The sequence below is a fragment of the Stutzerimonas kunmingensis genome (assembly GCF_014764705.1).
In the GTDB taxonomy this organism is placed as follows: Bacteria; Pseudomonadota; Gammaproteobacteria; order Pseudomonadales; family Pseudomonadaceae; genus Stutzerimonas.
Genome location: NZ_JACXXG010000008.1, coordinates 90,209 through 115,439, shown reverse-complemented (window position 1 = coordinate 115,439; position 25,231 = coordinate 90,209). Strand labels below are relative to the sequence as shown.

24 protein-coding genes are annotated in these 25,231 nt (G+C 64.0%); 7 read left to right on the top strand and 17 right to left on the bottom strand.

Translation table 11 applies throughout. The annotated features are described in order from the left end of the window. Positions 1-13 precede the first annotated feature (13 nt). From pyk to gcl, 5 genes are all read right to left on the bottom strand, one after another. The gene (pyk, locus tag IEG05_RS09330; protein ID WP_046621000.1) at positions 14-1,429 is read right to left on the bottom strand and encodes a pyruvate kinase; all 1,416 of its coding nucleotides are present in this window, start codon (positions 1,427-1,429) and stop codon (positions 14-16) included. Between the two features lie 32 nt (positions 1,430-1,461). After that, a complete protein-coding gene (locus tag IEG05_RS09325) occupies positions 1,462-2,733 on the bottom strand; it encodes a glycerate kinase type-2 family protein (protein WP_046620998.1) in 1,272 nt (423 codons plus the stop codon). Between the two features lie 327 nt (positions 2,734-3,060). Next, positions 3,061-3,951: a 2-hydroxy-3-oxopropionate reductase gene (locus IEG05_RS09320; RefSeq protein WP_042922410.1), complete on the bottom strand. Its 891-nt coding sequence runs from the start codon at positions 3,949-3,951 to the stop codon at positions 3,061-3,063. 28 nt (positions 3,952-3,979) lie between these two features. Continuing rightward, entirely contained in the window at positions 3,980-4,762 is a 783-nt protein-coding gene (hyi, locus tag IEG05_RS09315; RefSeq protein WP_046620995.1) for a hydroxypyruvate isomerase, read from the bottom strand. A gap of 187 nt (positions 4,763-4,949) precedes the next feature. Continuing rightward, positions 4,950-6,731, bottom strand: coding sequence for a glyoxylate carboligase (gene gcl / locus IEG05_RS09310; protein WP_191121979.1), 1,782 nt, complete (start codon positions 6,729-6,731; stop codon positions 4,950-4,952). Between the two features lie 109 nt (positions 6,732-6,840). On the opposite strand from gcl, the gene IEG05_RS09305 reads away from it, so the two are divergent. Further along, positions 6,841-7,749 carry a LysR family transcriptional regulator gene (locus IEG05_RS09305; protein WP_003285095.1) on the top strand — a complete coding sequence of 303 codons (909 nt, stop codon included), beginning with the start codon at positions 6,841-6,843 and terminating at the stop codon, positions 7,747-7,749. 5 nt (positions 7,750-7,754) lie between these two features. Here the strand turns inward: IEG05_RS09305 and uraH (IEG05_RS09300) are convergent, their stop codons facing one another. Both uraH (IEG05_RS09300) and IEG05_RS09295 read right to left on the bottom strand, forming a co-directional pair. After that, positions 7,755-8,165, bottom strand: coding sequence for a hydroxyisourate hydrolase (gene uraH, locus IEG05_RS09300; RefSeq protein ID WP_191121978.1), 411 nt, complete (start codon positions 8,163-8,165; stop codon positions 7,755-7,757). A gap of 15 nt (positions 8,166-8,180) precedes the next feature. Continuing rightward, positions 8,181-8,684 (bottom strand): GlcG/HbpS family heme-binding protein, encoded by a 504-nt coding sequence (locus tag IEG05_RS09295; RefSeq protein WP_090522201.1) that lies wholly within the window; start codon positions 8,682-8,684, stop codon positions 8,181-8,183. A gap of 142 nt (positions 8,685-8,826) precedes the next feature. On the opposite strand from IEG05_RS09295, the gene IEG05_RS09290 reads away from it, so the two are divergent. The 5 genes from IEG05_RS09290 (at position 8,827) to IEG05_RS09270 (ending at position 13,859) form a co-directional block, all read left to right on the top strand. Further along, positions 8,827-9,501: a heavy metal response regulator transcription factor gene (locus IEG05_RS09290; RefSeq protein WP_191121977.1), complete on the top strand. Its 675-nt coding sequence runs from the start codon at positions 8,827-8,829 to the stop codon at positions 9,499-9,501. After that, the gene (locus IEG05_RS09285; protein WP_191121976.1) at positions 9,498-10,856 is read left to right on the top strand and encodes a heavy metal sensor histidine kinase; all 1,359 of its coding nucleotides are present in this window, start codon (positions 9,498-9,500) and stop codon (positions 10,854-10,856) included. Before IEG05_RS09290 ends, IEG05_RS09285 begins: the two co-directional genes overlap by 4 nt. 83 nt (positions 10,857-10,939) lie before the next feature. After that, positions 10,940-11,785 carry an exodeoxyribonuclease III gene (gene xth / locus IEG05_RS09280; RefSeq protein WP_191121975.1) on the top strand — a complete coding sequence of 282 codons (846 nt, stop codon included), beginning with the start codon at positions 10,940-10,942 and terminating at the stop codon, positions 11,783-11,785. 214 nt (positions 11,786-11,999) lie between these two features. After that, positions 12,000-13,268: a sensor domain-containing phosphodiesterase gene (locus IEG05_RS09275; RefSeq protein WP_191121974.1), complete on the top strand. Its 1,269-nt coding sequence runs from the start codon at positions 12,000-12,002 to the stop codon at positions 13,266-13,268. 138 nt (positions 13,269-13,406) lie between these two features. Continuing rightward, complete coding sequence (locus IEG05_RS09270) at positions 13,407-13,859, top strand: PA2169 family four-helix-bundle protein (protein ID WP_014819409.1); 453 nt, start codon at positions 13,407-13,409, stop codon at positions 13,857-13,859. A 65-nt stretch (positions 13,860-13,924) separates the two neighbouring features. On the opposite strand, the gene IEG05_RS09265 is transcribed toward IEG05_RS09270, so the two are convergent. The 9 genes from IEG05_RS09265 to puuE form a co-directional block, all read right to left on the bottom strand. Then, on the bottom strand, positions 13,925-14,548 hold the full coding sequence (locus IEG05_RS09265; protein WP_014819410.1) for a TetR/AcrR family transcriptional regulator: 624 nt from the start codon (positions 14,546-14,548) through the stop codon (positions 13,925-13,927). Positions 14,549-14,673: 125 nt separating this feature from the next. Then, positions 14,674-15,486 carry an outer membrane protein OmpK gene (locus IEG05_RS09260; protein ID WP_041013151.1) on the bottom strand — a complete coding sequence of 271 codons (813 nt, stop codon included), beginning with the start codon at positions 15,484-15,486 and terminating at the stop codon, positions 14,674-14,676. Positions 15,487-15,581: 95 nt separating this feature from the next. Continuing rightward, positions 15,582-17,075, bottom strand: a complete 1,494-nt coding sequence (locus IEG05_RS09255; RefSeq protein WP_041013152.1) for a uracil-xanthine permease family protein — start codon at positions 17,073-17,075, stop codon at positions 15,582-15,584. 209 nt (positions 17,076-17,284) lie between these two features. Beyond that, complete coding sequence (locus tag IEG05_RS09250) at positions 17,285-18,835, bottom strand: cation:proton antiporter domain-containing protein (RefSeq protein ID WP_191121973.1); 1,551 nt, start codon at positions 18,833-18,835, stop codon at positions 17,285-17,287. 243 nt (positions 18,836-19,078) lie between these two features. Then, a complete protein-coding gene (locus IEG05_RS09245; RefSeq protein WP_191121972.1) occupies positions 19,079-20,308 on the bottom strand; it encodes a urate hydroxylase PuuD in 1,230 nt (409 codons plus the stop codon). 113 nt (positions 20,309-20,421) lie between these two features. Then, the gene (locus IEG05_RS09240; RefSeq protein WP_191121971.1) at positions 20,422-20,934 is read right to left on the bottom strand and encodes an ureidoglycolate lyase; all 513 of its coding nucleotides are present in this window, start codon (positions 20,932-20,934) and stop codon (positions 20,422-20,424) included. 164 nt (positions 20,935-21,098) lie between these two features. Further along, positions 21,099-22,094 carry an allantoicase gene (gene alc / locus IEG05_RS09235; protein WP_003284733.1) on the bottom strand — a complete coding sequence of 332 codons (996 nt, stop codon included), beginning with the start codon at positions 22,092-22,094 and terminating at the stop codon, positions 21,099-21,101. A gap of 65 nt (positions 22,095-22,159) precedes the next feature. Continuing rightward, positions 22,160-22,675: a 2-oxo-4-hydroxy-4-carboxy-5-ureidoimidazoline decarboxylase gene (gene uraD, locus IEG05_RS09230; protein ID WP_191121970.1), complete on the bottom strand. Its 516-nt coding sequence runs from the start codon at positions 22,673-22,675 to the stop codon at positions 22,160-22,162. Further along, positions 22,675-23,604, bottom strand: a complete 930-nt coding sequence (gene puuE / locus IEG05_RS09225; protein WP_191121969.1) for an allantoinase PuuE — start codon at positions 23,602-23,604, stop codon at positions 22,675-22,677. Before puuE ends, uraD begins: the two co-directional genes overlap by 1 nt. A 222-nt stretch (positions 23,605-23,826) precedes the next feature. Here puuE and uraH (IEG05_RS09220) point away from each other — a divergent pair, with 222 nt between their 5' ends. Continuing rightward, complete coding sequence (uraH, locus tag IEG05_RS09220; protein WP_191121987.1) at positions 23,827-24,237, top strand: hydroxyisourate hydrolase; 411 nt, start codon at positions 23,827-23,829, stop codon at positions 24,235-24,237. A gap of 322 nt (positions 24,238-24,559) precedes the next feature. Here uraH (IEG05_RS09220) and IEG05_RS09215 read toward each other — a convergent pair whose 3' ends face one another. After that, positions 24,560-25,186, bottom strand: a complete 627-nt coding sequence (locus IEG05_RS09215) for a LysE family translocator (protein ID WP_191121968.1) — start codon at positions 25,184-25,186, stop codon at positions 24,560-24,562. Between the last annotated feature and the right edge of the window lie 45 nt (positions 25,187-25,231).

Here is a 25,231-nt window from a genome sequence, read left to right as displayed (position 1 = left end):
GTGGGCTGCCAACCTAGTCGAGGACTTCGATACGCAGCGTGTTGGTGGTGCCAGGTTGGCCGAGCGGCACGCCAGCGGTGATCAGCACCGTGTCACCACTGCCGGCCATGCCCTGGGCGCGCGCCAGCTCGAGGGCGTGGCTGCTGACCTGCTCCATATCGCGCATCGGTGCATCCACCACCGAATACACGCCCCAGGCCACCGTGAGCTTGCGCGCGGTGGCGGTGCTCGGCGTCAGGCTGAGGATTGGCGTGGCCGGGCGCTCGCGTGAGGCGCGCAGGCTGGAGCGGCCTGATTCGGTGTAATTGACCAGCACCGCAATCGGCAGGATGCCACCGATGCGGCGGATTGCGCAGCTGATGGCATCCGGCAGCGTTGCCTCGGCATTTGGTCGGTGCACATCGAGCTGGGCCTGGAAATCCGGGCCGCCTTCGACCTGGCGGATGATCTTGCTCATCATGCTCACCGCTTCCAGCGGGTAGTCGCCCGAAGCGGTTTCCGCCGACAGCATCACCGCGTCTGCACCCTCGGCGACCGCGTTGGCCACGTCGGTGACCTCGGCACGGGTCGGCGCCGGGGCGAAGCGCATGGATTCGAGCATCTGCGTCGCCACCACCACCGGGCGGCCGAGCTGGCGGCAGATGCGCACGATGTTCTTCTGAATGCGTGGCACATTCTCCGGAGGCACCTCCACGCCGAGGTCGCCACGCGCGACCATGATCGCGTCGGACAGCCGCGCGATCTCGCGCAGGTGCTGCACCGCCGAAGGTTTCTCGATCTTGGCCATGAGGAAGGCGCGCTCACCGATTAGCTTGCGCGCCTCGTGTATGTCTTGCGGGCGCTGGACGAAGGACAGGGCCACCCAATCCACGCCCAGTTCAAGGCCGAAAGCCAGGTCGCGGCGATCCTTCTCCGTGAGCGGGCTAAGCTCCAGCACTGCTTCCGGCACGTTGACGCCCTTGCGGTCGGACAGCTCGCCGCCGGCGACCACGCGGGTGTCGATGGCATCACTGTGGCGCGCGGTGACCGTCAGACGCAGGCGGCCATCGTCGATCAGCAGCTGCATGCCCGGCTCCAGCGCGGCGATGATCTCCGGGTGCGGCAGGTTCACGCGGCGGCTGTCGCCCGGTGTCGGGTCCAGATCCAGGCGAAAGGCCTGATCGCGATCCAGCCGCACCTTGCCCTCGGCGAAGCGGCCGACCCGAAGCTTGGGCCCTTGCAGGTCCATGAGGATGCCGATCGGCTGGTTCAGCTCGCGCTCCACCTCACGAATCCAGGCGAAGCGTTCAGCATGGTCGGCATGCTCGCCGTGGCTGAAGTTCAGGCGGAACAGGTTGACTCCCGCCTCGACCAGGGCGCGTACATCGTCAATGCTGCGAGTGGTGGGGCCGAGGGTGGCAAGAATCTTGACCTTCTTATCGGGTTTCATGGCGGGCTCGCTGGCAGGTGAGCGCCCTCGGTCTAGGCTGAGGGCGGCAGAATCAGGATGGCGCGGAAATCGTTGACATTGGTGCGCGTGGGGCCAGTGACGATTAGGCTGTCCAGCGCGGCGAAGTAGCCGTAGCCATCGTTGTTGGCCAGCGCATCGGCGGCGCGCAGGCACTGTGCCTCGGCGCGGGCGAAGCTGTCCGGCGTCATCAGTGCGCCGGCGTTGTCTTCCGAGCCGTCGATGCCATCGGTGTCGCCGGCCAGCGCATAGACGTCCGGCAGGCCTTGCAGGCTTTCGGTGAGGGCGAGCAGAAATTCGGCATTGCGTCCGCCACGGCCGTTGCCGCGCACGGTCACCGTGGTCTCGCCGCCGGAGAGGATCACGCAGGGCACGGCGATCGGCTGGCCGTGCAGCACCACCTGGCGGGCAATGCCGGCATGCACCTTGGCCACCTCACGCGCTTCGCCTTCCAGGTCGCCGAGGATCAGCGGGGTGATACCGGCGGAGCGGGCCACCTCGGCAGCCGCATCGAGCGACTGCTGCGGCGTGGCGATGAGCTGGAAGTGGCTGCTCGAGAGCATCGGATCGCCCGGTTTCAGCGTTTCCGAGCGCGGGTCTTCGAGCCAGGCGAGCACGTTGGCCGGCACCTCGATGTGGTAGCGCTCGAGGATCGCCAGCGCCTCGGCGGAGGTAGTCGGGTCGGCCACGGTGGGGCCGGAGGCGATCACCGTGGCCTCGTCGCCGGGCACGTCGGAAATCGCGTAGGTGTACACGCTGGCCGGCCAGCAGGCCCTGGCCAGGCGGCCGCCCTTGATCGCCGAGAGATGCTTGCGCACGCAGTTCATCTCGCCGATGTGCGCGCCGGAACGCAGCAGCGCCTTGTTGATCGCCTGCTTGTCCGCCAGCGAGATGCCCTCGGCTGGCAGTGCCAACAGCGAGGAACCGCCGCCGGAAAGCAGGAAGATCACCCGGTCGCTTTCCTCAAGGTTGCTGACCAGTTCCAGCACGCGGCGGGCGACGCGCTCGCCGGCATCGTCCGGGACCGGGTGTGCGGCCTCCACCACCTCGATGCGGCGGCAGTCGGCGTGATGTTCATAGCGGGTCACCACCAGGCCGGACAGCTCGCCTTCCCAGACCTTCTCGATGGCTTCGGCCATGGCCGCGGCCGCCTTGCCGGCGCCGATGACGATGGCTCGGCCGCTGCGGTCTTCGGGCAGATGGTCGGCGAGCACATGGCGCGGATGGGCGGCCTCGATGGCGCTGTCGAACAGCTGGCGCAGCAGGGCTTGGGGATCGATGGGCATCTCTGGCTCCTTGGGTCTTTTTGCAGAGGCCGATTGCAGACCTTAGGGCTCGGCAATGCAAGCGCTAAGGGTTGAAATCGACCCGCCCGGCAGTCGGGCCGTGACTCCTTGTGCCGGGCGAATCGAAAAGGTGCCGTCCGCAGACGGCGGTTGCTGTGCAGGCGCGCGGGGCCCTGGTCGTGGGGGAGACGCGATGATTCCGACCCCGCGTATCTGCACACCAACCCTTTGAGCATCACTGGTGCCGAGCGTTGCGCTGATCCCACCACCTGGTCTGTCTGTCCCTGAAGGTGGGGGCGCAGGCCCGACTCAGTGCGCTCGAAGGCTTTACTCCTTGCGGATCGAGAAATTGGCCATGTGCTCCAGGCCCTTGATCAGTGCCGAGTGGTCCCAGCCGCTGCCGCCGATGGCTGCGCAGGTGCTGAACACCTGCTGGGCGTTGGCGGTGTTGGGCAGGTTGAGGCCCAGCTCGCGGGCGCCGGCCAGGGCGAGATTGAGGTCCTTCTGGTGCAGGCTGATGCGGAAGCCCGGATCGAAGGTGCCCTTGATCATGCGCTCGCCGTGCACTTCGAGGATCTTCGAACCGGCGAAGCCACCCATCAGTGCCTCGCGCACCTTGGCCGGGTCGGCGCCGTTCTTCGCGGCGAACAGCAGGGCCTCAGCGACCGCCTGAATGTTCAGCGCGACGATGATCTGGTTGGCCACCTTGGCGGTCTGGCCGTCGCCGTTCTCGCCGACGCGGGTGATGTTCTTGCCCATTGCCTGGAACAGCGGCAGGGCGCGCTCGAAGGCCGCTTCGCTGCCGCCGACCATGATCGACAGGCTGCCGGCCTTGGCGCCGACCTCACCGCCGGATACCGGGGCGTCGAGGTACTCGGCGCCGCTCGCCTTGATCTTCTCGGCGAACTGCTTGGTGGCGCTGGGGGAGATCGAGCTCATGTCGATCACCACCTTGCCCGGGCCGACGCCAGCGGCGATGCCCTGGTCGCGGAACAGCACGTCCTCGACCTGCGGCGTATCCGGCACCATGACGATGATGAACTCGGCCTCCTGCGCAACTTCCTGCGGCGTGGCCAGGGCGATGGCGCCGGCCTGCACCAGGTCGGCGGGTGCCTTGTCATGATGTTCGGAAAGAAATATCTGGTGGCCTGCGTTCTGCAGGTTGCTTGCCATGGGTTTGCCCATGATTCCGGTGCCGATAAATCCAATCTTAGCCATGGTCGTTTCTCCTCAAATTCTGTTCGGGTCAGATGGCGTTGTGTGTCTTCAGCCAGGCGAGGCCTTCGGCGGTGCTGGTGGCCGGCTTGTACTCGCAGCCGACCCAGCCCTGGTAGCCGATACGGTCCAGGTGCTCGAACAGGAAGTGGTAGTTGATCTCGCCGGTGCCCGGTTCGTTACGGCCCGGGTTGTCGGCCAGCTGGATATGGTTGATCGCGTCCAGGTTGGCTTCGATGGTCCGCGCGAGGTCTCCCTCCATGATCTGCATGTGATAGATGTCGTACTGCAGGAACAGGTTGGCGTGACCGACCTTGCCGCGAATCTCCTGCGCCTGGGAGGTGTTGTTGAGGAAAAAGCGCGGGATGTCGCGGGTGTTGATCATCTCCATTACCAGGCGAATGCCGGCTTCCTCGAGCTTCTGCGCGGCGTAGCGCAGGTTTTCGATAAAGGTGATTTCCAGCTGGCCGAGGTCGGCGCCACGCGGGGCAATGCCGGCCAGGCAGTTGACCTGGGTGTTGCCCAGCACCTTGGCGTAGGCGATGGCCTTGTCCACGCCGGCGCGGAATTCCTTGACCCGCTCCGGCAGGATGGCGATGCCGCGCTCGCCACCGGCCCAGTCGCCGGCCGGCAGGTTGAACAGCACCTGGGTCAGCTGGTTGGCGTCCAGCCGGGTCTTGATCTCCTCGACCGGGTAGTCGTAGGGGAACAGGTATTCGACGCCGGTAAAGCCGGCTTCGGCAGCGGCGGCAAAGCGGTCAAGGAAATCGACCTCGGTGAACAGCATGGACAGATTGGCGGCAAAGCGGGGCATGGTTCTCTCTCCTGATCTGTAGGGATCACATTCGGTTTCGCATTGCGGTGGTGTGGTGACCACCCTGGGTGTTGCGTTGCGGTGGATATGCTTTGCGATATCCACCCTAAGAACGGTTACGTAGGACGGGTGGCCGCCCCGTGGAAGACCGCGAAGCGTCTTCCACGGGGCTGTGGTTACGGGCGAATCAGTCCAACAGCCCGACCGCCGTCGGCGCGTCTTCCCGGCCTTCGGCCAGCGGCTCGAACTCGTTGATGGCGTCGATCTCGGTGCCCATGGCGATGTTGGTCACCCGTTCGAGGATCACCTCGATCACCACCGGCACCTGATGCTCGGCCATCCACGCCTGGGCCTGCTCGATGGCCGGGCGCAGGTCTTCCTGCTTGAACACGCGCAGCGCCTTGCAGCCGAGGCCCTCGACCACCGCGACGTGATCGACGCCATAACCTTCCATGCCGCTCTGGTCGGCATTGATGTTCTCGAAGCCGAGCTGCACGCAGTAATCCATCTCGAAACCGCGTTGCGACTGGCGGATCAGCCCGAGGTAGGCGTTGTTCACCAGGATGTGGATGTAGGGCAGCTTGAACTGTGCCCCCACCGCCAGCTCCTCGATCATGAACTGGAAGTCGTAGTCGCCCGAAAGCGCCACCACCTTGCGCGCCGGGTCCGCGGCAACCACGCCGAGCGCTGCCGGAATGGTCCAGCCAAGCGGGCCGGCCTGGCCGCAGTTAATCCAGTGGCGCGGCTGGTAGACGTGCAGAAACTGCGCGGCGGCGATCTGCGACAGGCCGATGGTGCTGACGTAGCAGGTGTCCTTGCCGAAGGCGTTGTTCATGCACTGGTACACACGCTGCGGCTTCATCGGCACGCTGTCGAAGTTGGTCTTGCGCAACATGGTGCGCTTGCGTTCCAGGCAGTCGGCGGCCCAGGCGCGACGATCCGGCAGACGACCTGCGGCCTTGCGCTCCTTGGCTACCTCGACAAACAGCTCGAGCGCGGCGCGGGCGTCGGAGACGATGCCGTAGTCCGGCGCGAACACCCGGCCGATCTGCGTCGGCTCGATGTCGACGTGAACGAATTTGCGGCCCTTGGTATAGGTCTCCACCGAGCCGGTGTGGCGGTTGGCCCAGCGGTTGCCGATGCCGAGCACGAAGTCGGATTCCAGCATGGTCGCGTTGCCGTAGCGGTGGCTGGTCTGCAGTCCGCACATGCCGGCCATCAGCGGATGGTCGTCGGGGATCGAACCCCAGCCCATCAGGGTCGGGATCACCGGCACGCCCACGGTCTCGGCGAATTCCACCAGCAAGGCCTCGGCCGCGGCGTTGTAGATGCCTCCACCGGAGACGATCAGCGGGCGCTCGGCGGCGCAGAGCATGTCGATGGCTTTGTCGATCTGCTTGCGGGTCGCCGCCGGCTTGTACACGGCGAGCGGCTCGTAGGTGTCGATGTCGAATTCGATCTCGCCCATCTGCACATCGAACGGCAGGTCGATCAGCACCGGGCCGGGGCGACCCGAGCGCATCACATGGAAGGCCTGCTGGAACACCCGCGGCACCAACGCCGGTTCGCGAACGGTAACCGCCCATTTGGTCACCGGCTTGGCAATGGATTCGATGTCGACGGCCTGAAAGTCCTCCTTGTGCAGCTTGGCACGCGGCGCCTGACCGGTGATGCACAGGATCGGGATCGAGTCGGCCGAGGCGGAATACAGGCCGGTGATCATGTCGGTGCCGGCCGGGCCAGAGGTGCCGATGCACACGCCGATGTTGCCCGGCTTGGCACGGGTATAGCCCTCGGCCATGTGCGAGGCACCCTCGACGTGGCGGGCGAGGATGTGACGAATGCTGCCGTCGGCCCGCAGGGCGGAATACAGCGGGTTGATCGCGGCACCGGGGATGCCGAAGGCGGTGTCGATGCCTTCCTTGCGCAATACCGCGACGGCGGCGTCGATTGCTCTCATGCGGGCCATGGATCACACCTCTTATTCGATAGTTTTTCTACGTGGCTCAAGCATGCCGCCCTGGATTCGCTGGCGGAATTGGTCGAGACTTCAGTTCTGTCGATATCAGGAGTATCGAATGGATCGCTATACGACCCTGCGCAGCTTCGTGCTGGTGGCCGACTGCGGCAGCTTCGCCGCGGCTGCGCACAAGGAGAACGTCACCCCGGTGGTGATGGGCCGGCGGCTGGATGCGCTGGAGCGGCATCTGGGTGTGAAGCTGATGCACCGCTCGACGCGCGGGCTGTCATTGACCGATCTGGGCGAGCAGTATCTGGAGCGCGCCCGTGGGCTGCTGAAGGATTTCGACGAGGTGGACGCCAGCATCAGCCATGACCGCACTTCGGTGCGTGGCCATCTGGTGGTGTCGGCGCCGGCGGCATTCGGCCGGCGACATATCGGCCCGCACGCACCGGCGTTCCAGGCGCGCTATCCGGACCTGCAGCTGTCGTTCAACTTCACCGACAGCGTGGTCGACCTGGTGCGCCACGGTTACGACATGGGCATTCGCATCGGCGAGGTGACCGACCCCAACTATGTGGCGGTGCGGCTGTTTCCGAACAGGCGGGTGGTCTGCGGTTCGCCGGAGTACTTCGCCCGCCACGGTACGCCGACGGCATTGGAAGAGCTGACCGAGCACAACTGCCTGGCCTTCAACCTGCAGGGCGGGCAGCAACGCGGCTGGACCTTTCTGCGCGATGGCAGGCAGGTGGCCATCCGCGTGGCCGGCAATCTGGACTGCAACGACGGTGAACTGCTGTTCGACTGGGTCAAGCAGGGCCTGGGCATCGGCTGGCGCTCGACCTGGGAGATCCAGGCCGAGCTCAAGCGCGGCGAGCTGGTCACGGTACTCGACGAGTACGCGCTGCCGGCCTACGACATCCAGGCGGTGTACCCGCAGCAGCGCTACCTGCCAGCCAAGGTGCGTTTCTTCATCGACTACCTGAAGGACATCTACAACGCACCGGGCTATTGGGAAGTGCGCTGAGCGGCTCAGTTGCCGCGGTAGGTGGAGAAGCCATAGGGGCTCAGCAGCAGCGGAATGTGGTAGTGCTCGACGCTGCCATCGGCTTCGAAGATCACCGGAACTTCGGGGAAAAAGGTGCTGGCCTTGTGCGCGGCGGACCAGTCGCCAGTCATGAAGGTGACGCGGTAGGTCCCCTTTTCCAGCGCCTTGCCTTCTGGGTAGAGCGCGGTGATGCGGCCTTGGGCGTTGGTCTCGCCACTATTGAGTGATTTCCAGGCATCACCCTGACGTTGTTCCAGGGTGACGCGCACGTCCGGTGACGGCAGGCCGTTCTCCAGATTCAGCACGTGCACGCTGAGCGGGTTGCCGGCAGCCAGGGTGAGACCGGACAGGCCGCTGAGCATCAAGCCGGCAGCGATTGAACGTAGTGCTTTCATGGGTTTTTCCTTTTCTCAGTGGGAGGAGGGCAGCAGTTTTTCGATGGCGGCCATGGCGCAGGCCTCGTCGTTCTTGGCACCGCCGGCACCGGCCACGCCGATGGCACCAATCACCTCGTCGCCGACCTTCAGCGGCACGCCACCGCCGAGCAGCAACAGCTCATCCAGCGTATTGAGGTTGGCGGCGTCCGGCGTAGCGGCGGCGCGCTCGGCGAACAGACGGGTCGGCGTCTTGCTCGACAGCGCGGTGTAGGCCTTGCGCTGGGCGGCGAGGGTGTTGTGCGGGCCGACGTTGTCGTCCCGGCGCAGAGCGACCAGGTTGCCGCCGCGATCGACCACAGCGACCACCGCCGTGCGGTTTTCCGCGTGGCACTGGTCCAGCGTGGCCTGGATCAGGCCATCGGCCAGGGCCAGCGAGACGTTCTGTTGAGTGATCGGTGCCGGCGTGGCGGCGTTGGCGCTTAGGGCCGGGGTAAGTAATGCCAGCGTCAGCAATGACAGTGTGGCTGCGGTACGCATATCGGTTTCCTTGGGTGGCTGAGCTTCGGGGTGCATGGTGCCGATGCCTGCCCGTCAGAACCGTTGCCTGCGCATTACGCTTTTGTAATGGCCGCTTGGTCATCCACTCCCATAACCTATGCGCCATCAGCGAGGTGATCCGATGCGAATTCTGGTGGTGGAGGACGAGGCCAAGACGGCTGACTACCTCAAGCGAGGGCTGGAGGAATCTGGCTATCGCGTCGAGGTGGCGCGCAACGGCGTCGATGGCAAATACCTGATCGAGGAGGAGACCTTCGACCTGGTCATCCTCGACGTCATGCTGCCGGGGCTCGACGGCTGGGAGCCGGTACAGGTGGTGCGCAGGCGCTCGGCGCATACGCCGGTGCTGTTCCTCACCGCGCGCGATGCGGTGGAAGACCGTGTGCGCGGGTTGGAGCTGGGCGCAGACGACTATCTGGTCAAGCCGTTCTCCTACGCCGAGCTGCTGGCGCGGGTACGTACCCTGCTGCGGCGCGGGCCGCCGCGCGAGGTCGAGCGCTTTCAGGTTGCTGATCTTGAGCTGGACCTGTTGCGCCGTCGCGTCAGTCGCCAGGGCGAACGCATCAGCCTGACCAACAAGGAGTTCGCCTTGCTGCACCTGTTGCTGCTGCGCCAAGGCGAGGTGCTCTCGCGTGCGCAGATCGCCTCGCAGGTCTGGCAGATGAACTTCGACAGCGACACCAATGTGGTCGACGTGGCGATCCGCCGCCTGCGCGCCAAGGTCGACGATCCCTATACGCTCAAGCTCATCCACACCGTGCGCGGTATGGGCTATGTGCTGGAAGCCGCCACGTGAGCCTGTTGCCTCGTTCACTCAGCCTGCGCTTGGCGCTGGCCTTCGCCCTGGTGGCGAGCGTGCTGCTGGGCAGCATCGGCCTGTATCTGTACCGCTCGCTGGAGCGGGAAATCAGCTGGCGTGACGATCAGGCACTGCTCGGTCGACTGGAGCGTATGCAGGCGCTGCTGGACGACAGCGCCAGCATCGAGGCGCTACGGCAACGTCCGCAGCTGTACGAGAACATGCTGGGTAATCGCGACAGCCTGCTCTGGCTGCTCGATGCGCAAGGGCGCGCGCTGATCGAGATCAACCCGGCGCGGCTGTCCATTCCGACATTGCCGTCCGGCGCCGCAGCGGAGCTGACCGATACAGATGGCGCGCGGCTGGCCTGGCGGCGCCTGCCGGGCGAAGCGGGGCTGACGCTGGTCGCCGGGCGCACGCTCGCTGAGCGTGAGCAGATGCTCGCCGCCTATCGCGTAAAACTGTGGTGGGCGTTGAGCCTCGGCGCGCTGCTGGCGTCAGTGCTTGGCTGGCTGATCAGTCGGCGCGCCTTGCGTCCGGTGCGTCACCTGACCCGGCAGGCCTTGGCGATCGACGTGCAGCACCTGCACCTGCGCTTGGACGAATCGGCGATGCCCAGCGAACTGGAGCCGCTGCGTGGGGCGCTGAACCAGATGCTCAATCGCTTGGAACAGGGCTTCGCGCGGCTGTCACGCTTCAGCGAAGACCTTGCCCACGAGATGCGTACGCCGCTCGGCAATCTCATGGGGCAGACCCAGCAACTGTTGCACAAGGACCGCGATGCCTCGGCCTATCACGCGCTGTTGGTGTCCAATCAGGAAGAGTACGAGCGCCTGGCGCGGATGATCGACAGCATGCTGTTTCTCGCTCGTGCCGAGCAGCCGGCTGCGGCCATCACGCGGCAGGCTTTTTCGCTGCCGGAACTGGTCGAGCAGCTGTGCGAGTACTTCGAGGGTGTCGCCGAAGAGCGCGGCATTCAGCTGCTCGACGAAACCGAGGGTGAGCTGGTCGGTGACCCTGAGATGATCCGCCGGGCGCTGGCGAACCTGCTGGCCAATGCGTTGCGCTACGGCGTCAGTGACAGCACGGTGCGTATCGTCAGTGGCTCAGGAGTAGGTTGGCGGTCGGTCAGCGTGATCAATCTGGGGCCTCCGATCCCGCCCGAGCATCTGCCGCGGCTGTTCGATCGCTTCTACCGCTGCGACCCATCGCGCGCCGAGCCGGGCGATACCGGCGGCCTGGGGTTGGCCATCGTGCGCTCGATCATGCAGCTGCATGGCGGCGAGGTGAGTGTTCGCAGCGACGCCGGGGTGACCGAATTCACCCTGCGTTTCGCCGAAACGCCGGCCTGATTTCGATCATTGGCACCGGATCGGGAAGCCTCACCGCGCTGTCACAGCTAAGGTTGATATAACCGCCTGTGAGAGACGCGTTTGTGGATAGTCTGAAAATCGCTACCTACAACATCAATGGCATCCGTGCACGTCGGGCCAATCTGCTCGAATGGCTGACGCGCGAGCAGCCTGACGTGGTCTGCCTGCAGGAACTCAAGGCGCAGGATGCCGATTTCCCCATCGACGACATCCGTGCGGCTGGCTATGGCGCCATCTGGCAGGGGCAGAAGTCGTGGAACGGGGTGGCGATTCTGGCCCGCGATTGCGAGCCGCTGGAGATCCGCCGCGGGCTGCCGGGCGATCCGGATGACAGCCACAGCCGCTATCTGGAAGCGGCGGTGCAGGGTGTGATTGTCGCCTGCCTATACCTGCCCAACGGCAACCCGCAGCCGGGGCCGAAATTTGATTACAAGCTCGCTTGGTTCGAGCGCTTCATTGAGCATGCTGCGGGCCTGCTGGCCAGCGGCCACCCGGTGGTGCTCGCCGGCGACTACAACGTGGTATCGACCGACGAGGACATCTACAACCCGCGCTCCTGGCTGAAGGACGCGCTGCTGCAGCCGGAAAGCCGCGAATGTTTCGAGCGCCTGCTGGCGCAGGGCTGGACCGACGCGTTGCGCGCCAGGTACCCGGACGAGCGCATCTACACCTTCTGGGACTACTTTCGCCAGCACTGGCAGAAGAACTCCGGGCTGCGCATCGACCATCTGCTGCTCAGCCCGGACCTTGCGCCGCGGCTGCAGGATGCCGGCGTCGATCGCTGGGTACGTGACCAGGAACATGCCAGTGACCATGCGCCTACCTGGATAACCCTGAAAGGTGACGCGGGCGCGGCGGCCGAGCCGGCGAAGTCGAGCAAGCGTGGCAAGACGGGGGCGAGCAGCTAGAGGCAGGCGGTGCGAGGCGGGGCTCGAACGATGCGGCAACGTGCGACGCGGCCGGTTCTGCAAGGCCTTGTGCCAATCGTCGCTGAGACATCGGCAGATCGACGGTCGCGACTAGTATCCGGGCAATCGGCAAACGACATCGCGGGCTTCAGCGGCTCGCTGTCGACGGTATTCATACGGCAGCAATGGCAGCCAGCAAACGGGGAGGGACTCCATGTCTGATGACATACAGCAGGATCAGGTCGATCAACTCGGGATGGCCGATGATCCGCTCTCCATTCTGCGTCGCCTGGAGAGCGCCAACCTTTCATTGAGCGAGATGCTCGTCGAAACCCTGCATGCCGTGCGCACGCATCTGGGGATGGATGTCGCGTTCATCAGCGAGTTTCGCGGCGGCAGCCGGATTTTTCGCTACCTGGACGGCAATTTCGTACCCCTGCAGCTCGAGGTCGGGGCGTGCGATCCTCTGGACGACAGTTACTGTCAACGCGTGCTCGACGGGCGCTTGCCCGAGCTGATTCAGAACGCGGCGACTCTACCGGAGGCGTTGGCCATGCCGGTGACCAAAGCCTTGCCGGTAGGTGCGCACCTCAGTGTTCCGCTGCGCTTCAGCGATGGTCGGCTCTACGGCACCTTCTGTTGCTTCAGTACCACGCCGGACAACAGCCTCAATGAGCGAGATCTGAATACGCTGCGGCTGTTCGCCGACTTCGCCGGCAGATTGCTGGAACGCCATGCGCTCAATGAGATTCGCTATGCCGAGACGCTCACGCGCATTCGCTCGGTGCTCGAGCAACGCGCGTATTCGGTGGTGTATCAGCCCATCGTGCATCTGGTGGAAAACCGCATCGTTGGCCACGAGGCGCTGGCTCGATTCAGCGCGCAGCCGCAGCGAACACCGGACAAGTGGTTCGCCGAGGCCGGGCTGGTCGGCTTGCAGCAGGAGCTGGAGGTCGCCCTGATCGAGGCGGCCCTGCACGACTTCGATCAGCTGCCGGCAGATAGCTACCTTTCGCTCAATGTTTCGCCGGAAACCATCCTCGCTGGCGCGCTTGGCACGGTACTCGCCGATCAACCGCTGGCGCGGCTGATGCTCGAGGTGACCGAACACGCATCGGTACAGGACTACTCGCAGCTGGCCGAGGCACTCGAACCACTGCGCAGCAAGGGGCTACGGCTGGCGGTTGACGATGCCGGCGCCGGTTACGCGAGTTTCCGCCATATCCTCAAACTCAAGCCGGATGTGATCAAGCTCGACAGCAGCCTGATCCGCAATGTCGACAGCGACACCGGCTGCCGCGCGCTGGCCGCCGCGTTGATCCGCTTCGCCGAGGAAACCGGCTGCAAGGTCGTCGCCGAAGGGGTTGAGACCCAGGAGGAACTGGCCATGTTGCGGCGGCTTGAAGTGAACAAGGCGCAGGGCTACCTGATCGGTCGCCCGATGCCATTGCATCACGGGCTCGCCATGAGCCGACAGGCATAGCCGGCGTTGCCGGGGGATGAGCCAGGAGGGTGCCTTCGGGCGGTTTCGATGAACCTTTGTGGTGCGTGGGCAGTCGACTTTATAACGCGGGCGGCAGCGATGTGGCCCTTTCCGAGTCGACTTGTCAGGAGGTACAAGATGGATACGAAAGACACGATTTCAGTGCTCAACGACCTGATTGAAACCAGCAAGGATGGCGAAAAGGGCTTCCTCGAATGCGCCGAAGACCTGCGCGATCCGCAGCTCAAGAGCACCATGAATCAGCGTTCGCGCGACTGCGCTACTGCCGCCGCCGAGCTGCAGCAACTGGTGCGCTCCATGGGCGGCGATCCGGAGACCAGCACCAGTGTGGCTGCCGACATGCACCGTCGCTGGGTCGACCTCAAGTCGATGATCACCGGCAAGGACGACGAGGCCATTCTCAACGAGTGTGAGCGTGGTGAGGATGTCGCGGTTAAGAGCTACCGCAAGGCGCTGGAAAAAGACCTGCCAGCCGAAGTGCGGATCGTGGTCGAACGTCAGTACCAGGGCGTACAACGCAACCATGATCAGGTGAAGGCTTTACGCGACGCGGCTCGCGCCCGGAGCTGATGCTTCGCGAGCCGGTCAGGGTTTGAAGAACGCCAGCGCATGCTGGCGTTTTTCGTTTCCGCCGGTCAGTCAACCTGAGCCGGCTCGGCGATTTCGCAACCCTTGAGTACCAGGCGAATGATGGTGTCTGCCGCCGCATCGTAGTCGGCGTCGTCGAGGCGGTTCTTGCCGGTGACGGTGCTGATCTGCCAGTCGAAATCGGCGTAGGTTTGGGTCGCCGCCCAGATGCTGAACAGCAGGTGATTGGCATCGACCTTCGCCATCAGGCCGTCGTCGATCCAGCGCTGGATGCAGGCGATGTTGTGTGCCGCCTGGGCGTTGAGTTGTGCAGTGCGTTCCGGTGACAGGTGCGGAGCGCCGTGCATGATCTCGTTGGCGAACACCTTCGAGGCGCAGGCGTGGTCGCGGGAAATCCTGATCTTGGTGCGGATATAGGCGCGCAGGACCTCGGCCGGATGGCCTGGCTGGTTGAACGGCGCCGAGGCTTCGAGCAAGGGTTCGACGATGCTCTCCAGCACCTCGCGGTAGAGATTTTCCTTGGACTTGAAGTAGTAGTAGACGTTGGGCTTGGGCAGTCCGGCGCGGGCGGCGATGTCACTGGTCTTGGTCGCGGCGAAGCCCTTTTCGGCGAATTCTTCGCTGGCGGCTTTGAGGATCAGCTCTTTGTTGCGCTCACGGATACTGGACATGGGGGCCTTTCGCTGGCTGCCGGCGATACGAACAAGCGCCCGCATGCTAGCACCCTGGTCGCAAGCCCCTCAACCGAAGCGCCGGAGGAGAGGCGAAGGGGCGAGGAGCCCCTTCGCGACAGCACTCAGAAGTGCGCTTTGACGATAGCGCTGAAGGTGTTCTGGTCGGTTTTGCCAACGAAGTTTTCGCTGACGAAGCCGCCATTCTCGATGCCGTACTTGTCCGACCAGTAGTCGTACTCGATACCGACGTAGAGCTGCTTCTCGCCCCAGTTCATCGCCTTGCCTAGGTCGTACTTGATCTGCGGGTTGATGTGCAGGTTGGCGTGATATTCCTCACCGCGGGAGTTGCTGTCGTTGTCGACCACCCAGTCGATGAAGCCGTCGATGAGGATGTCGGAGTTGCCCACCGGCAGGGTGTAGCCCCACACCGGGGTGACCTGCCAGGTGCCGTCGCCTACGCGGTCACCGTCAGTGTCGCGGTGGTAGACGTTCACCGAGACATAGTCGAAGCCGGGCACGTCCAGATCGAAGCCCGGGCCGATCATGTAGGTTTCCACATCGCCTTCGCCGAACTCGTAGGTCATTGCGACCAGCACATCCTTGATCGGGCCGAAGCTCAGGTCGCGCTGGAAGATCTTGCCGAACGACAGGCGCGGTGAGAATTCGCCGTAGAAGGTGCTGTCGTCGTTGCCGTTGTCGTTACCCTTGCCGTTGAAGTGGATCGAGTCGAGAAACAGGAACGTGTCGCCATACTTCCAGCCGTTGACGTGCTCGAAGGTGACAGTCTGCTGGATCGGCGCATCGATCTTGTAATCCTTGCCGTACAGGTAGGTCAGGCTGTTGCTGTGCCAGTGGAGCAGGCCTTCGGCCATCGCCGGGGCGGTCAGCAGGCTGCCGGCGAGCGCGACGGCGAGGGGAGCGGTCTTCAGTTGCATGTGGATTTCCTTGAAGTGGGTGACGGCTTTTTTTGGGCGCCATTGTCTTTCAAGACTGGCGTGGCGAGAAGCGCACGATGGCGTGCTTCTGACCATCAGACGGATCGCCCCGCACAGGGAGTCGTGGCGTTATCCCTGCGCGCCGAATAGTCAGGAATATTCACCGACAGCGTATTGGTGCCGACGGCATCCTCGACCAGTTCCTCGGGGTCGAATACATCGACTTCGCTCGGTTCGCGCGGCAGGAACAGGTTGAGCAGGATGGCGCTGAAGGCGCCGATGGTGATCGGCGAGCCGAAGATGTTCTTCAACACCTCGGGCATCGCGCTCAGCACTTCCGGCACGCCGGCGACACCCAGGCCAAGACCCAGGGAAATCGACACGATGAGCATGTTGCGGCGATGCAGGCCGGCTTCGGCGAGGATCTTGATACCGGCGATGGCCACGGTGCCGAACATGATCAGCGTGGCGCCGCCGAGCACCGGCTTGGGCATCAGCTGCAGCACACCGCCGACGAAGGGGAACAGACCCAGCAGTACCAGGACCGCGGCGATGTAGTAGCCGACGTAGCGGCTGGCGACGCCGGTGAGCTGGATGACGCCGTTGTTCTGGCTGAAGGTGGTCATCGGCAGGCTGTTGAACACCGCGGCGACCGCCGAGCTGCAGCCATCGGCGAGGATTCCCGATTTGATCCGCCGCAGATACACCGGCCCGCGCACCGGCTGACGCGAGATCATCGAGTTGGCGGTGAGGTCGCCGGCGGTTTCCAGCGGTGTGATGAGGAAGATCACCGCGATCGGAATGAAGGCCATCCAGTCGAATGCGAAACCGAAGCGGAACGGTTGCGGCACGCTGAGCAGCGGCAGTTCGCCCAGCTCGGCGAAGTCCACCTTGCCCATGGACCAGGCCACCAGATAGCCCGCGGTCAGCGCGATGATCACCGCCGACAGCCGCAGGATGGCCCAGGGAAAGCGGTTGAGCACCACGATGATGCCGATCACCAGGCCGGCCAGCGCCAGGTTGGGCAGGGCGCCGAGGTCATCGGCGCCGTAGCCGCCGGCGATATCGGTCATCGCCACCTTGATCAGCGAAAGGCCCATCAGGCAGATGATGGTGCCGGTGACCACCGGCGTGATCACCCGGCGCAGCTTGTTGATGCACTGGCTGAAGGCGATCTCGACGAACGCGGCGCAGAAACTCACGCCGAACAGCGTGGCCAGGATCTCCTCCGGCGTGCCGCCACGCGCCTTGACGATGAAACCGGCGCTGAGGATGGCGCTGAGAAAGCCGAAGCTGGTGCCCTGCAGGCACAGCAGTCCAGAGCCGATGGGACCGAAGCGCCGGGCCTGGACGAAGGTGCCGAGACCGGAGACGAATAGCGCCATGCTGACGAGGTAGGGGACGTATTGATCGAGGCCAAGCGCGCTGCCAACGATCAGGGTGGGGGTGATGATACCGACGAAGCTGGCCAGTACGTGCTGCAAAGCGGCGAAGGTCGCGGGTAGCGGGCCGGGGCGATCATCGAGCTGATAGATGAGGTCCTGGTTCGCCTGCGGAGCGGTGCCGCTCCTGTTTTCGGTTGCGGTCATTGTTAAGCCTGCCATTTGTTGTTTTACGGTCATGGGCTTGCGAGGCTTCACGGCACCTCTATCGCTGTCCGTCGAAAGCTGTTCGATCGGTCAGGACGCCTGGACTATAGCAACCTGTAGACAGACTGATAAACAATAAATCAGAAAATTGTGCACAATTGGATCGACGGCGGTTGGTCCAGATCGCGCGATCGGCTCTGGACCGGGCCTCAGCGCGGTACCTGCAATTCCCGCGAGACATTTTCCGCAAGGCCCGCGCCGGCCTCGCTCATGGTCAGGTAGGTGCGGTCGGCGCCGGCTTCCTGGATGCGCTGGGCGATATCCTCGTACATCGCGTGGGACACGATCAGCCCGCCAAATCCGCTTTCGCGCAGCTTGCGGGTGGAGATGATCTTGGCCTCGGGATCGTTCATCGCCAGGATCACCGCTTCGACCTCGTTCATCTCCAGGCTCTGCCAGAACATCTGGTCCTCGGCGTCGGCAAAGAGGATATGTCGGCCCTCGGCGGTGTTCTTTTCCACCATGACCGGGTCAGAATCGAGGCTGACCAGGGCGAAACCCTTCTCCGCTAGGTAGTCGTAGGCGGCGCGCCCGGTACGGCCCATGCCCATGATCAGAATTCGCGCATCGCCCAGGGACACCGGTTGTTCGTCGGGGTGGCGAATGTTGCGCTCGTAGCGGAGCAGTCGCGGTGCGAGGCGTTCGTACAGCGGATGGGCGAAACGGTTGATCTGCGCCGAAACGATGAACGAGAACGCCACGGTAATCGCCAGCGGCATCAGCCACTGCGGCAGCACCACGCTGACGACGATCAGGCCGAATTCGCTGTAGTTGGTCAGGCTGGCGGCGCTGAGAAAGGCGCTGCGGGCGCGCAGGCGGAAGGCGACGAATAGGCCGAAGAACAGCACCGCCTTGAGCGGCAGCAGCAGCGACATGGCGAAGGCGAACCAGAGGGCGTTGGCATCCGGCAGCCCACCGATGCCGATCTTCAGGAAGAAGCCGACCAGGAACACTTCCTTGATTGCCCACAGCGAATTCGACAGCTCGCTGGCGCGCTTGTGTTTGGCGAGCATGGCGCCAAAGGCCAGCGCTCCCAGTTCGGAACTCAGGCCGACGTATTCGAAGCCGAGACCGCCGGCCACCAGCGCTAGCATCAGGCCCAACAGCACCATCAGTTCTTCGTGGCCACTGTGGTCGAGCAGGCGGAACAGCACGGGGCGCAGCAGCGGCAGCAGGAACACCAGCAAGGCCCAGGCGGAGGGGACCTTGCCCGCGGCGAGGCTCATGACTACCAGAGCGATAAGGTCCTGGATGATCAGCACGCCGATGGCGACGCGGCCGTGAAAGGCGCGCAGCTCGCGCTTGCTTTCCAGCACCTTGGCCGCCAGCACGGTGCTGGAGAAGGACAGCGCGATGGCCAGCAGCATGGCCTCACGCCAGCTGTTATCGAGGATCAGCATGATCGCCGGCATCACCAGCACGCTGGAGATGAAGAAGTGCAGCAGGCTGCCGCCGATGACTTCGCGGCGAACCAGATTGCCGAGCTTGAGCTTGAGCCCCACGGTGAACAGCAGCAGGAGCACGCCCAGATGCGACAGGTGATCGAGAATGATGCTGTCGTCACGGGTCACGCCCACGTAGTCGCCCGCTGCGGTCAGCGCGAAGCCGGCACCGAGGTAGCCGATCAGCGGCGGCAGGCCGATGAAGCGGGCAAGCAGCCCGAGGGCGAAAGCGAAGGCAATCCAGCTGGCTTCAATCACGGGGCGGCGTCCGGCGTCGAGGGAGGGCGCGGCATTTTAACGGGGCGTCGGCGATTGGGTAGCGTCGGCAGCGATATTCCTTGCGGGAATCTGCTCGTTCGTCGTCGTGGAAGCGGAGTTGCCGTACCGCAGCGCTAGCTGGCCAATGCCGCCTGGGGCGCGGAGGAGGGGATGGCGGTCAGTGCGCCAATGGGCACGGTGCGGAGGGGGAAACGCCGCGCGGATGGCGCGCGGCGTCTTTGCTCAGTCGATGGACGCGCCCTTGGCGATCCAGTCACCCAGCAGATCGCGCTCGTCCTGGGTCATCTGGGTAATGTTGCCCAGCGGCATGATCTGGCTGGCCACGGTCTGCGCATGGATCTTCGCCGCCTGCTCGCGTATCTGCTCGGCGGTATCGAACATCACGCCTGCCGGTGCTGCGCTGAACAGCGGGCTGCTCGGCTGCGCGGAGTGGCAGACGGTGCAACGCTCGTGAATCACTTCGCTGACCTGGGCGAACTGGCTGGCACTGGCGCCGCTCTGCTGTGCACTCGTGCTGGCCTGCTCCGGCGAGGTCGCTGCCAGGTTTGGTGCCGGTTGGCGGTTCGGCGCGGTGACGTAGGCCAGGCAGATCATGCCCAGTGCCGCGGCCGGTAGCGCCCAGGCGAAGCGATTACTGTTGTGGCGGGTGTTGAAGTAGTGGCGCGCCAGCACCGAAAGCGCGCCGAGCGCGGCGAGGATCAGCCAGTTGTATTCGCTGCCGTAAGTGCTCGGGAAGTGGTTGCTGATCATGATGAACAGCACCGGCAGGGTGAAATAGTTGTTGTGCCGCGAACGCAGCAGGCCCTTGGCCGGCAGCACCGGATCGGGCGTGCGGTTCTGTTCGATGGCGGCGACCAGCGCACGCTGGGCCGGCATGATGATGCGGAACACGTTGCCGACCATGATGGTGCCGATCAGCGCTCCGGTATGGATGTAGGCTGCGCGGCCGCTGAATACCTGCGAATAGCCCCAGCACGCGGCGATCACCAGCACGAACAGCACCAGGCCGAGCAGGGCGGGGGTCTTGCCCAGCGGCGAGTCGCAGAGCAGGTCGTAGACGAACCAGACGACGATCAGCGAGCCGAAGCCGATAGCGATGGCCGCCGCAGGGGACAGTTCGCTGCCCGGTGCGATCAGGTACAGGCTGGGGTTGAGGTAGTACACCACCATCAGCAGCGCCACACCCGACAGCCAGGTGGTGTAGGCCTCCCACTTGAACCAGTGCAGGTTTTCCGGCATCTGCGGCGGCGCCAGCTTGTATTTCTCCAGGTGGTAGATACCGCCACCGTGGATGGCCCAGAGATCGCCCGACAGGCCCTCACGCGGGTTGGCGCGGTTGAGGTTGTTCTCCAGCCAGACGAAATAGAAGGAAGCACCGATCCAGGCGACGCCAACGATCATGTGAATCCAGCGGATACTCAGGTTCAGCCATTCGGTCAGATGGGCGTCCATTTGTCATGCACCTCTTGCGGCCTGCAGGCGGCCGTATTTCTTCTTATTGGAATCGGCTTGAGCGCGTCGCGAACGCAGGCAAGGCAACGCCGAATGAGCCAGCGCAGTAGCGGTCATGTCGATTCCCGTTGGGGGTCGAGGAGGAGTTGCTGATCCTCCGTGAAGAAGTACTCGTCGCAGTTGTTGCCAGAACCGCTGCGATCGACCACCAGGAATTCATCCCGCTTTTCGATCGTCAGCACCGGGTGGTGCCAGACGCCGCGGTGGTAATTGACGCCCTGCCTGCCGTTGCTGCGGAAGGCGCGGACGTGGCCCGGTACAGGTGCATCGCCAAGTGGCGCGACCACGACCAGAAAAGGGTTGCCGAGCAGCGGTATGAAGGCCTGGCTGCCCAGCGGATGACGTTCGAGCATGCGGATGACCAGCGGCATCTCCAGCGCCTCGGCGGCGAAGATGCTGATGATCGCCTGGTCATCGGGCGCGGCGGTCTCGACCGTGGCCAGCTTGTGATAGCGGCGGGTCGAGCCGTTGTTGATCATGAAGTAGTCGCTGCCTTCGGTCTCGATGACGTCGCCAAAGGGGGCGAAGGCTTCCTTGGTCAGTGGCTCGATGGTCAGGGTGCGCATGGTGTGCTCGTTCTTTGTTGAAGGATCGTTATTCGCGTGGGGCTGCTCCCCCTCACCCTAACCCTCTCCCCGGAGGGGAGAGGGAGCTGGCGCGGAGAAATGGCTGACCTCGTTCCTCCCTCTCCCCCTCGGGGAGAGGGCCGGGGAGAGGGGAAGCGCGCTTCCTACTTCGCCACCTTGCCAAACAACCGCAGCCGGCTCACACCGCCGTCCGGGAAGATGTTCAGGCGCACGTGGGTGATCGGGCCGAGCTTGGCGATCTGCTCGCTGAACTCGTGTTCGGCGTGCATCGACAGCTTCTGGCTCGGCAGCAGCTCGCGCCAGAACAGGCTCTGGGTCTCGATCTGGCTATCGGTGCCGCCTTTGACGTAAGCCGCCTGGATCGAGCAGCTGTCCGGGTAGTTGCCCTTGAAGTGCAGGGTATCGACGACGATGCGCTCGATTTCGCCCGGATGGCCGAGGGCGACGATGACCCAGTCATTGCCCGGCGTGCGGCGGCGGGCGGTTTCCCAGCCGTCGCCCATGTTCTCGCCACGGTTCGGGTTGAGGATGTTGCTCATGCGGCCGAAATGCTCGTCCGAGCAGGCCAGCGCGCGACCGCCATTCAGCGCCGCCGCCAGGTCGATCTGCTCGTTGTCGCCGACGCTGCTCCAGTCGCGGAACGGGATGCCGTGCACGCGCAGACGCGCCACGCCGCCGTCCGGGTAGATGTTGAAGCGCAGGTGGCTGACCGGCTTGTCGAAGGCGATCTCGTGGTAGTGGTGGCTGTTGCCCTGGAGCTCGACGGCCGGGAGGATTTCCGTCCAGACGGTGTCGTCGCTCGGGTCGCCGTCGGCGACGAAGCAGGCTTCCAGTGAGGCGGACGGCGGATAGTTGCCGGTGAAGTGGCTGGTGTCGATATCCACGCCCTTGATCTGACCAGGCACGCCCAGGCGGATCACCGCATGGTCGTAACCTTCGAAGCGCTTGCGGCGCGACTCCCAGCCGTCCATCCACTTGCCGTTGTCATCGAAAACGCCCTCCTTCCATACGGCCGGTGTTGGCTGGAACAACCGGTTGACGTCGGCGAACCAATCGTCGGTGACGGAGATGGCGCGGGTGCCCAGGCGGGCATCGGCCAGGTTGACGTATTTTTCGAAGGGTACGGCGTAAGCTTTCATGGACTCGTCTGCCTTGGATGAGAAGCGGTTTCTGTCATTACTGCCTTTGTTGCGGTTGGTGCTCGTTACATCGCCTGCAGGCGGAACAAGGCGATCTTGTTGATTTCCGCCAGCGCCCGGGCGAATTCCTGTTCGGGGCTGTTGTGGATGCGTTCTTCGAATGCGGCGAGGATCTGGTGCCGGTTGCTGCCCTTGACCGCCATGATGAAGGGGAAACCGAACTTGGCCTTGTAGGCCTCGTTGAGTTCGGTGAAGCGGGCGAACTCCTCCGGCGTGCATTCGTGGATGCCGGCGCCGGCCTGCTCCGAGGTGCTGGAGGCGGTCAGCTCGCCACGCACGGCGGCCTTGCCGGCCAGGTCGGGGTGAGCATTGACCAGTGCCAGCTGAGTGTCATGGTCGGCGGCGAGCATCGCCTGGGACAGGCGGGTGTGCAGCACCTCGATGTCGTCCAGCGTCGCGTCGACGCCCGCCTGGTAGACGGTTTCGGCAACCCAGGGCGAGTGCTCGTAGACGTCGGCAAAGGCGGCGACGAAGGCGTCGCGATCCAGCGTCGAGGGTTTGATCGTTTTGAACGGGGTCATCAATTGCGCTCCGCGGTAAAAGGGTGGGTGGCGTGCCAGTGGCGGGCGATGTCGACACGGCGGGCGCACCAGACCTTCTCATGGCCCTTCACGTACTCTAGGAAGCGGGCCAGCGACGCCAGGCGCGCCGGGCGCCCGAGCAACCGGCAGTGCATGCCGATGGACAACATTTTCGGCGCGCCTTCGCAGCCTTCGGCGTAGAGCACGTCGAAGGCATCCTTCAGGTAGGTGAAGAAGTCATCGCCGCTGTTGAAGCCCTGCACCTGGGTGAAGCGCATGTCGTTGGTGTCCAGCGTGTAGGGGATCACCAGATGCGGCTTTTCCGGCGTCGACTCGGGGTCCCAGTAGGGCAGGTCGTCGTCGTAGGTGTCGGAGTCGTAGAGAAAGCCGCCTTCCTCGCGTACCAGGCGCCGGGTGTTCGGGCCGGTGCGGCCGGTGTACCAGCCCAGCGGCCGTTCGCCGGTGATCTCGCCGAGGATGCGGATGGCTTCCTGCATGTGCTCGCGCTCTTGCGCCTCATCCATGTACTGGTAGTCGATCCAGCGGTAACCGTGGCTGCAGATTTCGTGTCCGGCGCCTGCCATCGCCTTGATCAGTTCGGGGTGACGCTGGGCGGCCATGGCGACGGCGAAGATGGTCAGCGGGATGTCGTGCTTGTCGAACAGCTTGAGCAGGCGCCATACGCCGGCGCGACTGCCGTATTCGTAGAGCGACTCCATGCTCATGTGGCGCACGCCTTGCAGAGGCTGTGCGGCGACCATCTCGGAGAGAAAGGCCTCGGATTCCTTGTCGCCGTGCAGCACGCAGCGTTCGCCACCTTCCTCGTAATTCAGCACGAAGGACAACGCGATACGCGCATCGCCCGGCCAGCGCGGGTGCGGTGGGTTGCTGGCGTAACCGATCAGGTCGCGTGGGTAGTCGGCGCTCACTGGGGTGCTTCCTGTATGGCAGGTCGTCATGGCACGACCGGATGGCTGGATTGTATACAAATTGAATGAGGCTTTGTAAATAGCAATTTTCGTCCTTTCGCTATAGCTGGTATCTGCCGTGTCGCGATCAACCATGCTCAGAGCCATCTGCAGCTTGCAGGTAACGGGCCAAACGATGCTTGAAAAACTGTATACAAAAATATCTGCAGATTGTCTTGAGTGATGTGGGGAGGATGGTTATGCTCGGTGCAGTTTCCATTCAACAGAGCGGAGGTGCCCGTGGGCCGATTGACCACACACGTACTCGACGCCGCCCACGGTTGCCCGGGCAGCGGAATCAAGGTGGAGCTGTATCGCGTCGAGGATCAGGCGCTGACCCTGATCGCAACCCGTGAGACCAATGCCGATGGGCGCTGCGACAGTCCATTGCTGGAAGGTGCGGATTACCTGTCCGGTGTCTACCAGCTGCAGTTCAGTGCCGGCGACTATTACCGCCGCCGCGGTGTGGCCCTGGCGAATCCTGCGTTTCTCGATGTGGTGGTGCTGCGCTTCGGGATCGATTCGGCGCAGGAGCATTACCACGTGCCGTTGTTGGTATCGCCGTATAGCTATTCGACGTATCGGGGTAGCTAGTCGCTTTTCCGTTCAGTGCTGACTCTTGGAGTCCCTTTGCCCGCCGTAATGGCGGGTTTTTTATGGGTTGAGTTTGGTCAACGTGGGACGCTCGGCGCTGGTTTTTAGCCTTAGTGACCTAGGCACCTGTGGCGTGAGATTCGCGCGATGGCGCCGCGCTTTCCTCACTTCTAAGTGACGAAAGAAAACGCGCATTGCTTGCTCCTAGTTGCACGGCCTGGCGGGCAACGTTCATCTTCCGCGACTGGAAAAAGTGAATTGCCCAGCAGGGCGGAACCAATGCCTCAGCCAGGAGCCTGGCTAAGGGGCAAGCTGCAGAGCGCTATCGGCTCATCAAAGACGCTGCCCCCGCGCCCCCAAACAGCGCCGCACTTGTCCGGTTGAACCACACATGCCCCTTCCCGGTGCGCAGGTAACGTGCCGCCCCCTGCGCGCCCAACCCGTAGGCCAGCTTGCAGAGCAGATCGAGCACGGCCCAGGTAAGGATCATCACCAATAGCTGTGGCAACAACGGCTGGCCGGCACTGAGAAACTGCGGCAGGAAGGCGGCAAAGAAGAGGGTGTCCTTCGGATTGCTGCCGCCAAGGATGAACGCCCGGCCGAACAATCGACTGAAACGTGGGGCAAGGGCGGGGCTCTCGATCTCGCGGGCAGCGGGTGCCTGGCGCGCCTCTTGCCAGCTCTGCCAAGCCAGATAAAACAGGTACAGCGCGCCGACCAGCTTGAGTGCACTGAATAGGCGCTCGGAGGCCATCAGCAACGCGCCTAGCCCCAGCGCCGAGGCGCTGAGCAGGGCGATGGACGCTGTCACACCACCGAGAAAGGCAGGCCAGGAGCGGCGTACTCCGTAGTTCAGGCTGTTGCTGATCATCAACAGCGACAGCGGCCCGGGGATCAGGATCACCACCAGCGCCGCACCAGTGAACAACAGCCACATCTCCAGGGTCATGACGGCCTCCTATAGCCAATGCAAAAGCCCCACCGCGAAGCAGTG

Excerpts from the sequence above, each read along its gene's own strand:
- IEG05_RS09325 (WP_046620998.1), bottom strand. The coding sequence starts at position 2,733 with ATGCCCATCGATCCCCAAGCCCTGCTGCGCCAGCTGTTCGACAGCGCC.
- IEG05_RS09305 (WP_003285095.1), top strand. The coding sequence starts at position 6,841 with ATGGATCGCTATACGACCCTGCGCAGCTTCGTGCTGGTGGCCGACTGC.
- IEG05_RS09240 (WP_191121971.1), bottom strand. The coding sequence starts at position 20,934 with ATGCGCACCCTGACCATCGAGCCACTGACCAAGGAAGCCTTCGCCCCC.
- uraH (WP_191121978.1), bottom strand. The coding sequence starts at position 8,165 with ATGAAAGCACTACGTTCAATCGCTGCCGGCTTGATGCTCAGCGGCCTG.
- hyi (WP_046620995.1), bottom strand. The coding sequence starts at position 4,762 with ATGCCCCGCTTTGCCGCCAATCTGTCCATGCTGTTCACCGAGGTCGAT.
- IEG05_RS09270 (WP_014819409.1), top strand. The coding sequence starts at position 13,407 with ATGGATACGAAAGACACGATTTCAGTGCTCAACGACCTGATTGAAACC.
- IEG05_RS09245 (WP_191121972.1), bottom strand. The coding sequence starts at position 20,308 with ATGGACGCCCATCTGACCGAATGGCTGAACCTGAGTATCCGCTGGATT.
- uraH (WP_191121987.1), top strand. The coding sequence starts at position 23,827 with ATGTGGGGAGGATGGTTATGCTCGGTGCAGTTTCCATTCAACAGAGCG.
- alc (WP_003284733.1), bottom strand. The coding sequence starts at position 22,094 with ATGAAAGCTTACGCCGTACCCTTCGAAAAATACGTCAACCTGGCCGAT.
- pyk (WP_046621000.1), bottom strand. The coding sequence starts at position 1,429 with ATGAAACCCGATAAGAAGGTCAAGATTCTTGCCACCCTCGGCCCCACC.
- uraD (WP_191121970.1), bottom strand. The coding sequence starts at position 22,675 with ATGACCCCGTTCAAAACGATCAAACCCTCGACGCTGGATCGCGACGCC.
- IEG05_RS09265 (WP_014819410.1), bottom strand. The coding sequence starts at position 14,548 with ATGTCCAGTATCCGTGAGCGCAACAAAGAGCTGATCCTCAAAGCCGCC.
- IEG05_RS09290 (WP_191121977.1), top strand. The coding sequence starts at position 8,827 with ATGCGAATTCTGGTGGTGGAGGACGAGGCCAAGACGGCTGACTACCTC.
- IEG05_RS09215 (WP_191121968.1), bottom strand. The coding sequence starts at position 25,186 with ATGACCCTGGAGATGTGGCTGTTGTTCACTGGTGCGGCGCTGGTGGTG.
- gcl (WP_191121979.1), bottom strand. The coding sequence starts at position 6,731 with ATGGCCCGCATGAGAGCAATCGACGCCGCCGTCGCGGTATTGCGCAAG.
- IEG05_RS09260 (WP_041013151.1), bottom strand. The coding sequence starts at position 15,486 with ATGCAACTGAAGACCGCTCCCCTCGCCGTCGCGCTCGCCGGCAGCCTG.
- IEG05_RS09295 (WP_090522201.1), bottom strand. The coding sequence starts at position 8,684 with ATGCGTACCGCAGCCACACTGTCATTGCTGACGCTGGCATTACTTACC.
- IEG05_RS09320 (WP_042922410.1), bottom strand. The coding sequence starts at position 3,951 with ATGGCTAAGATTGGATTTATCGGCACCGGAATCATGGGCAAACCCATG.
- IEG05_RS09255 (WP_041013152.1), bottom strand. The coding sequence starts at position 17,075 with ATGACCGCAACCGAAAACAGGAGCGGCACCGCTCCGCAGGCGAACCAG.
- IEG05_RS09275 (WP_191121974.1), top strand. The coding sequence starts at position 12,000 with ATGTCTGATGACATACAGCAGGATCAGGTCGATCAACTCGGGATGGCC.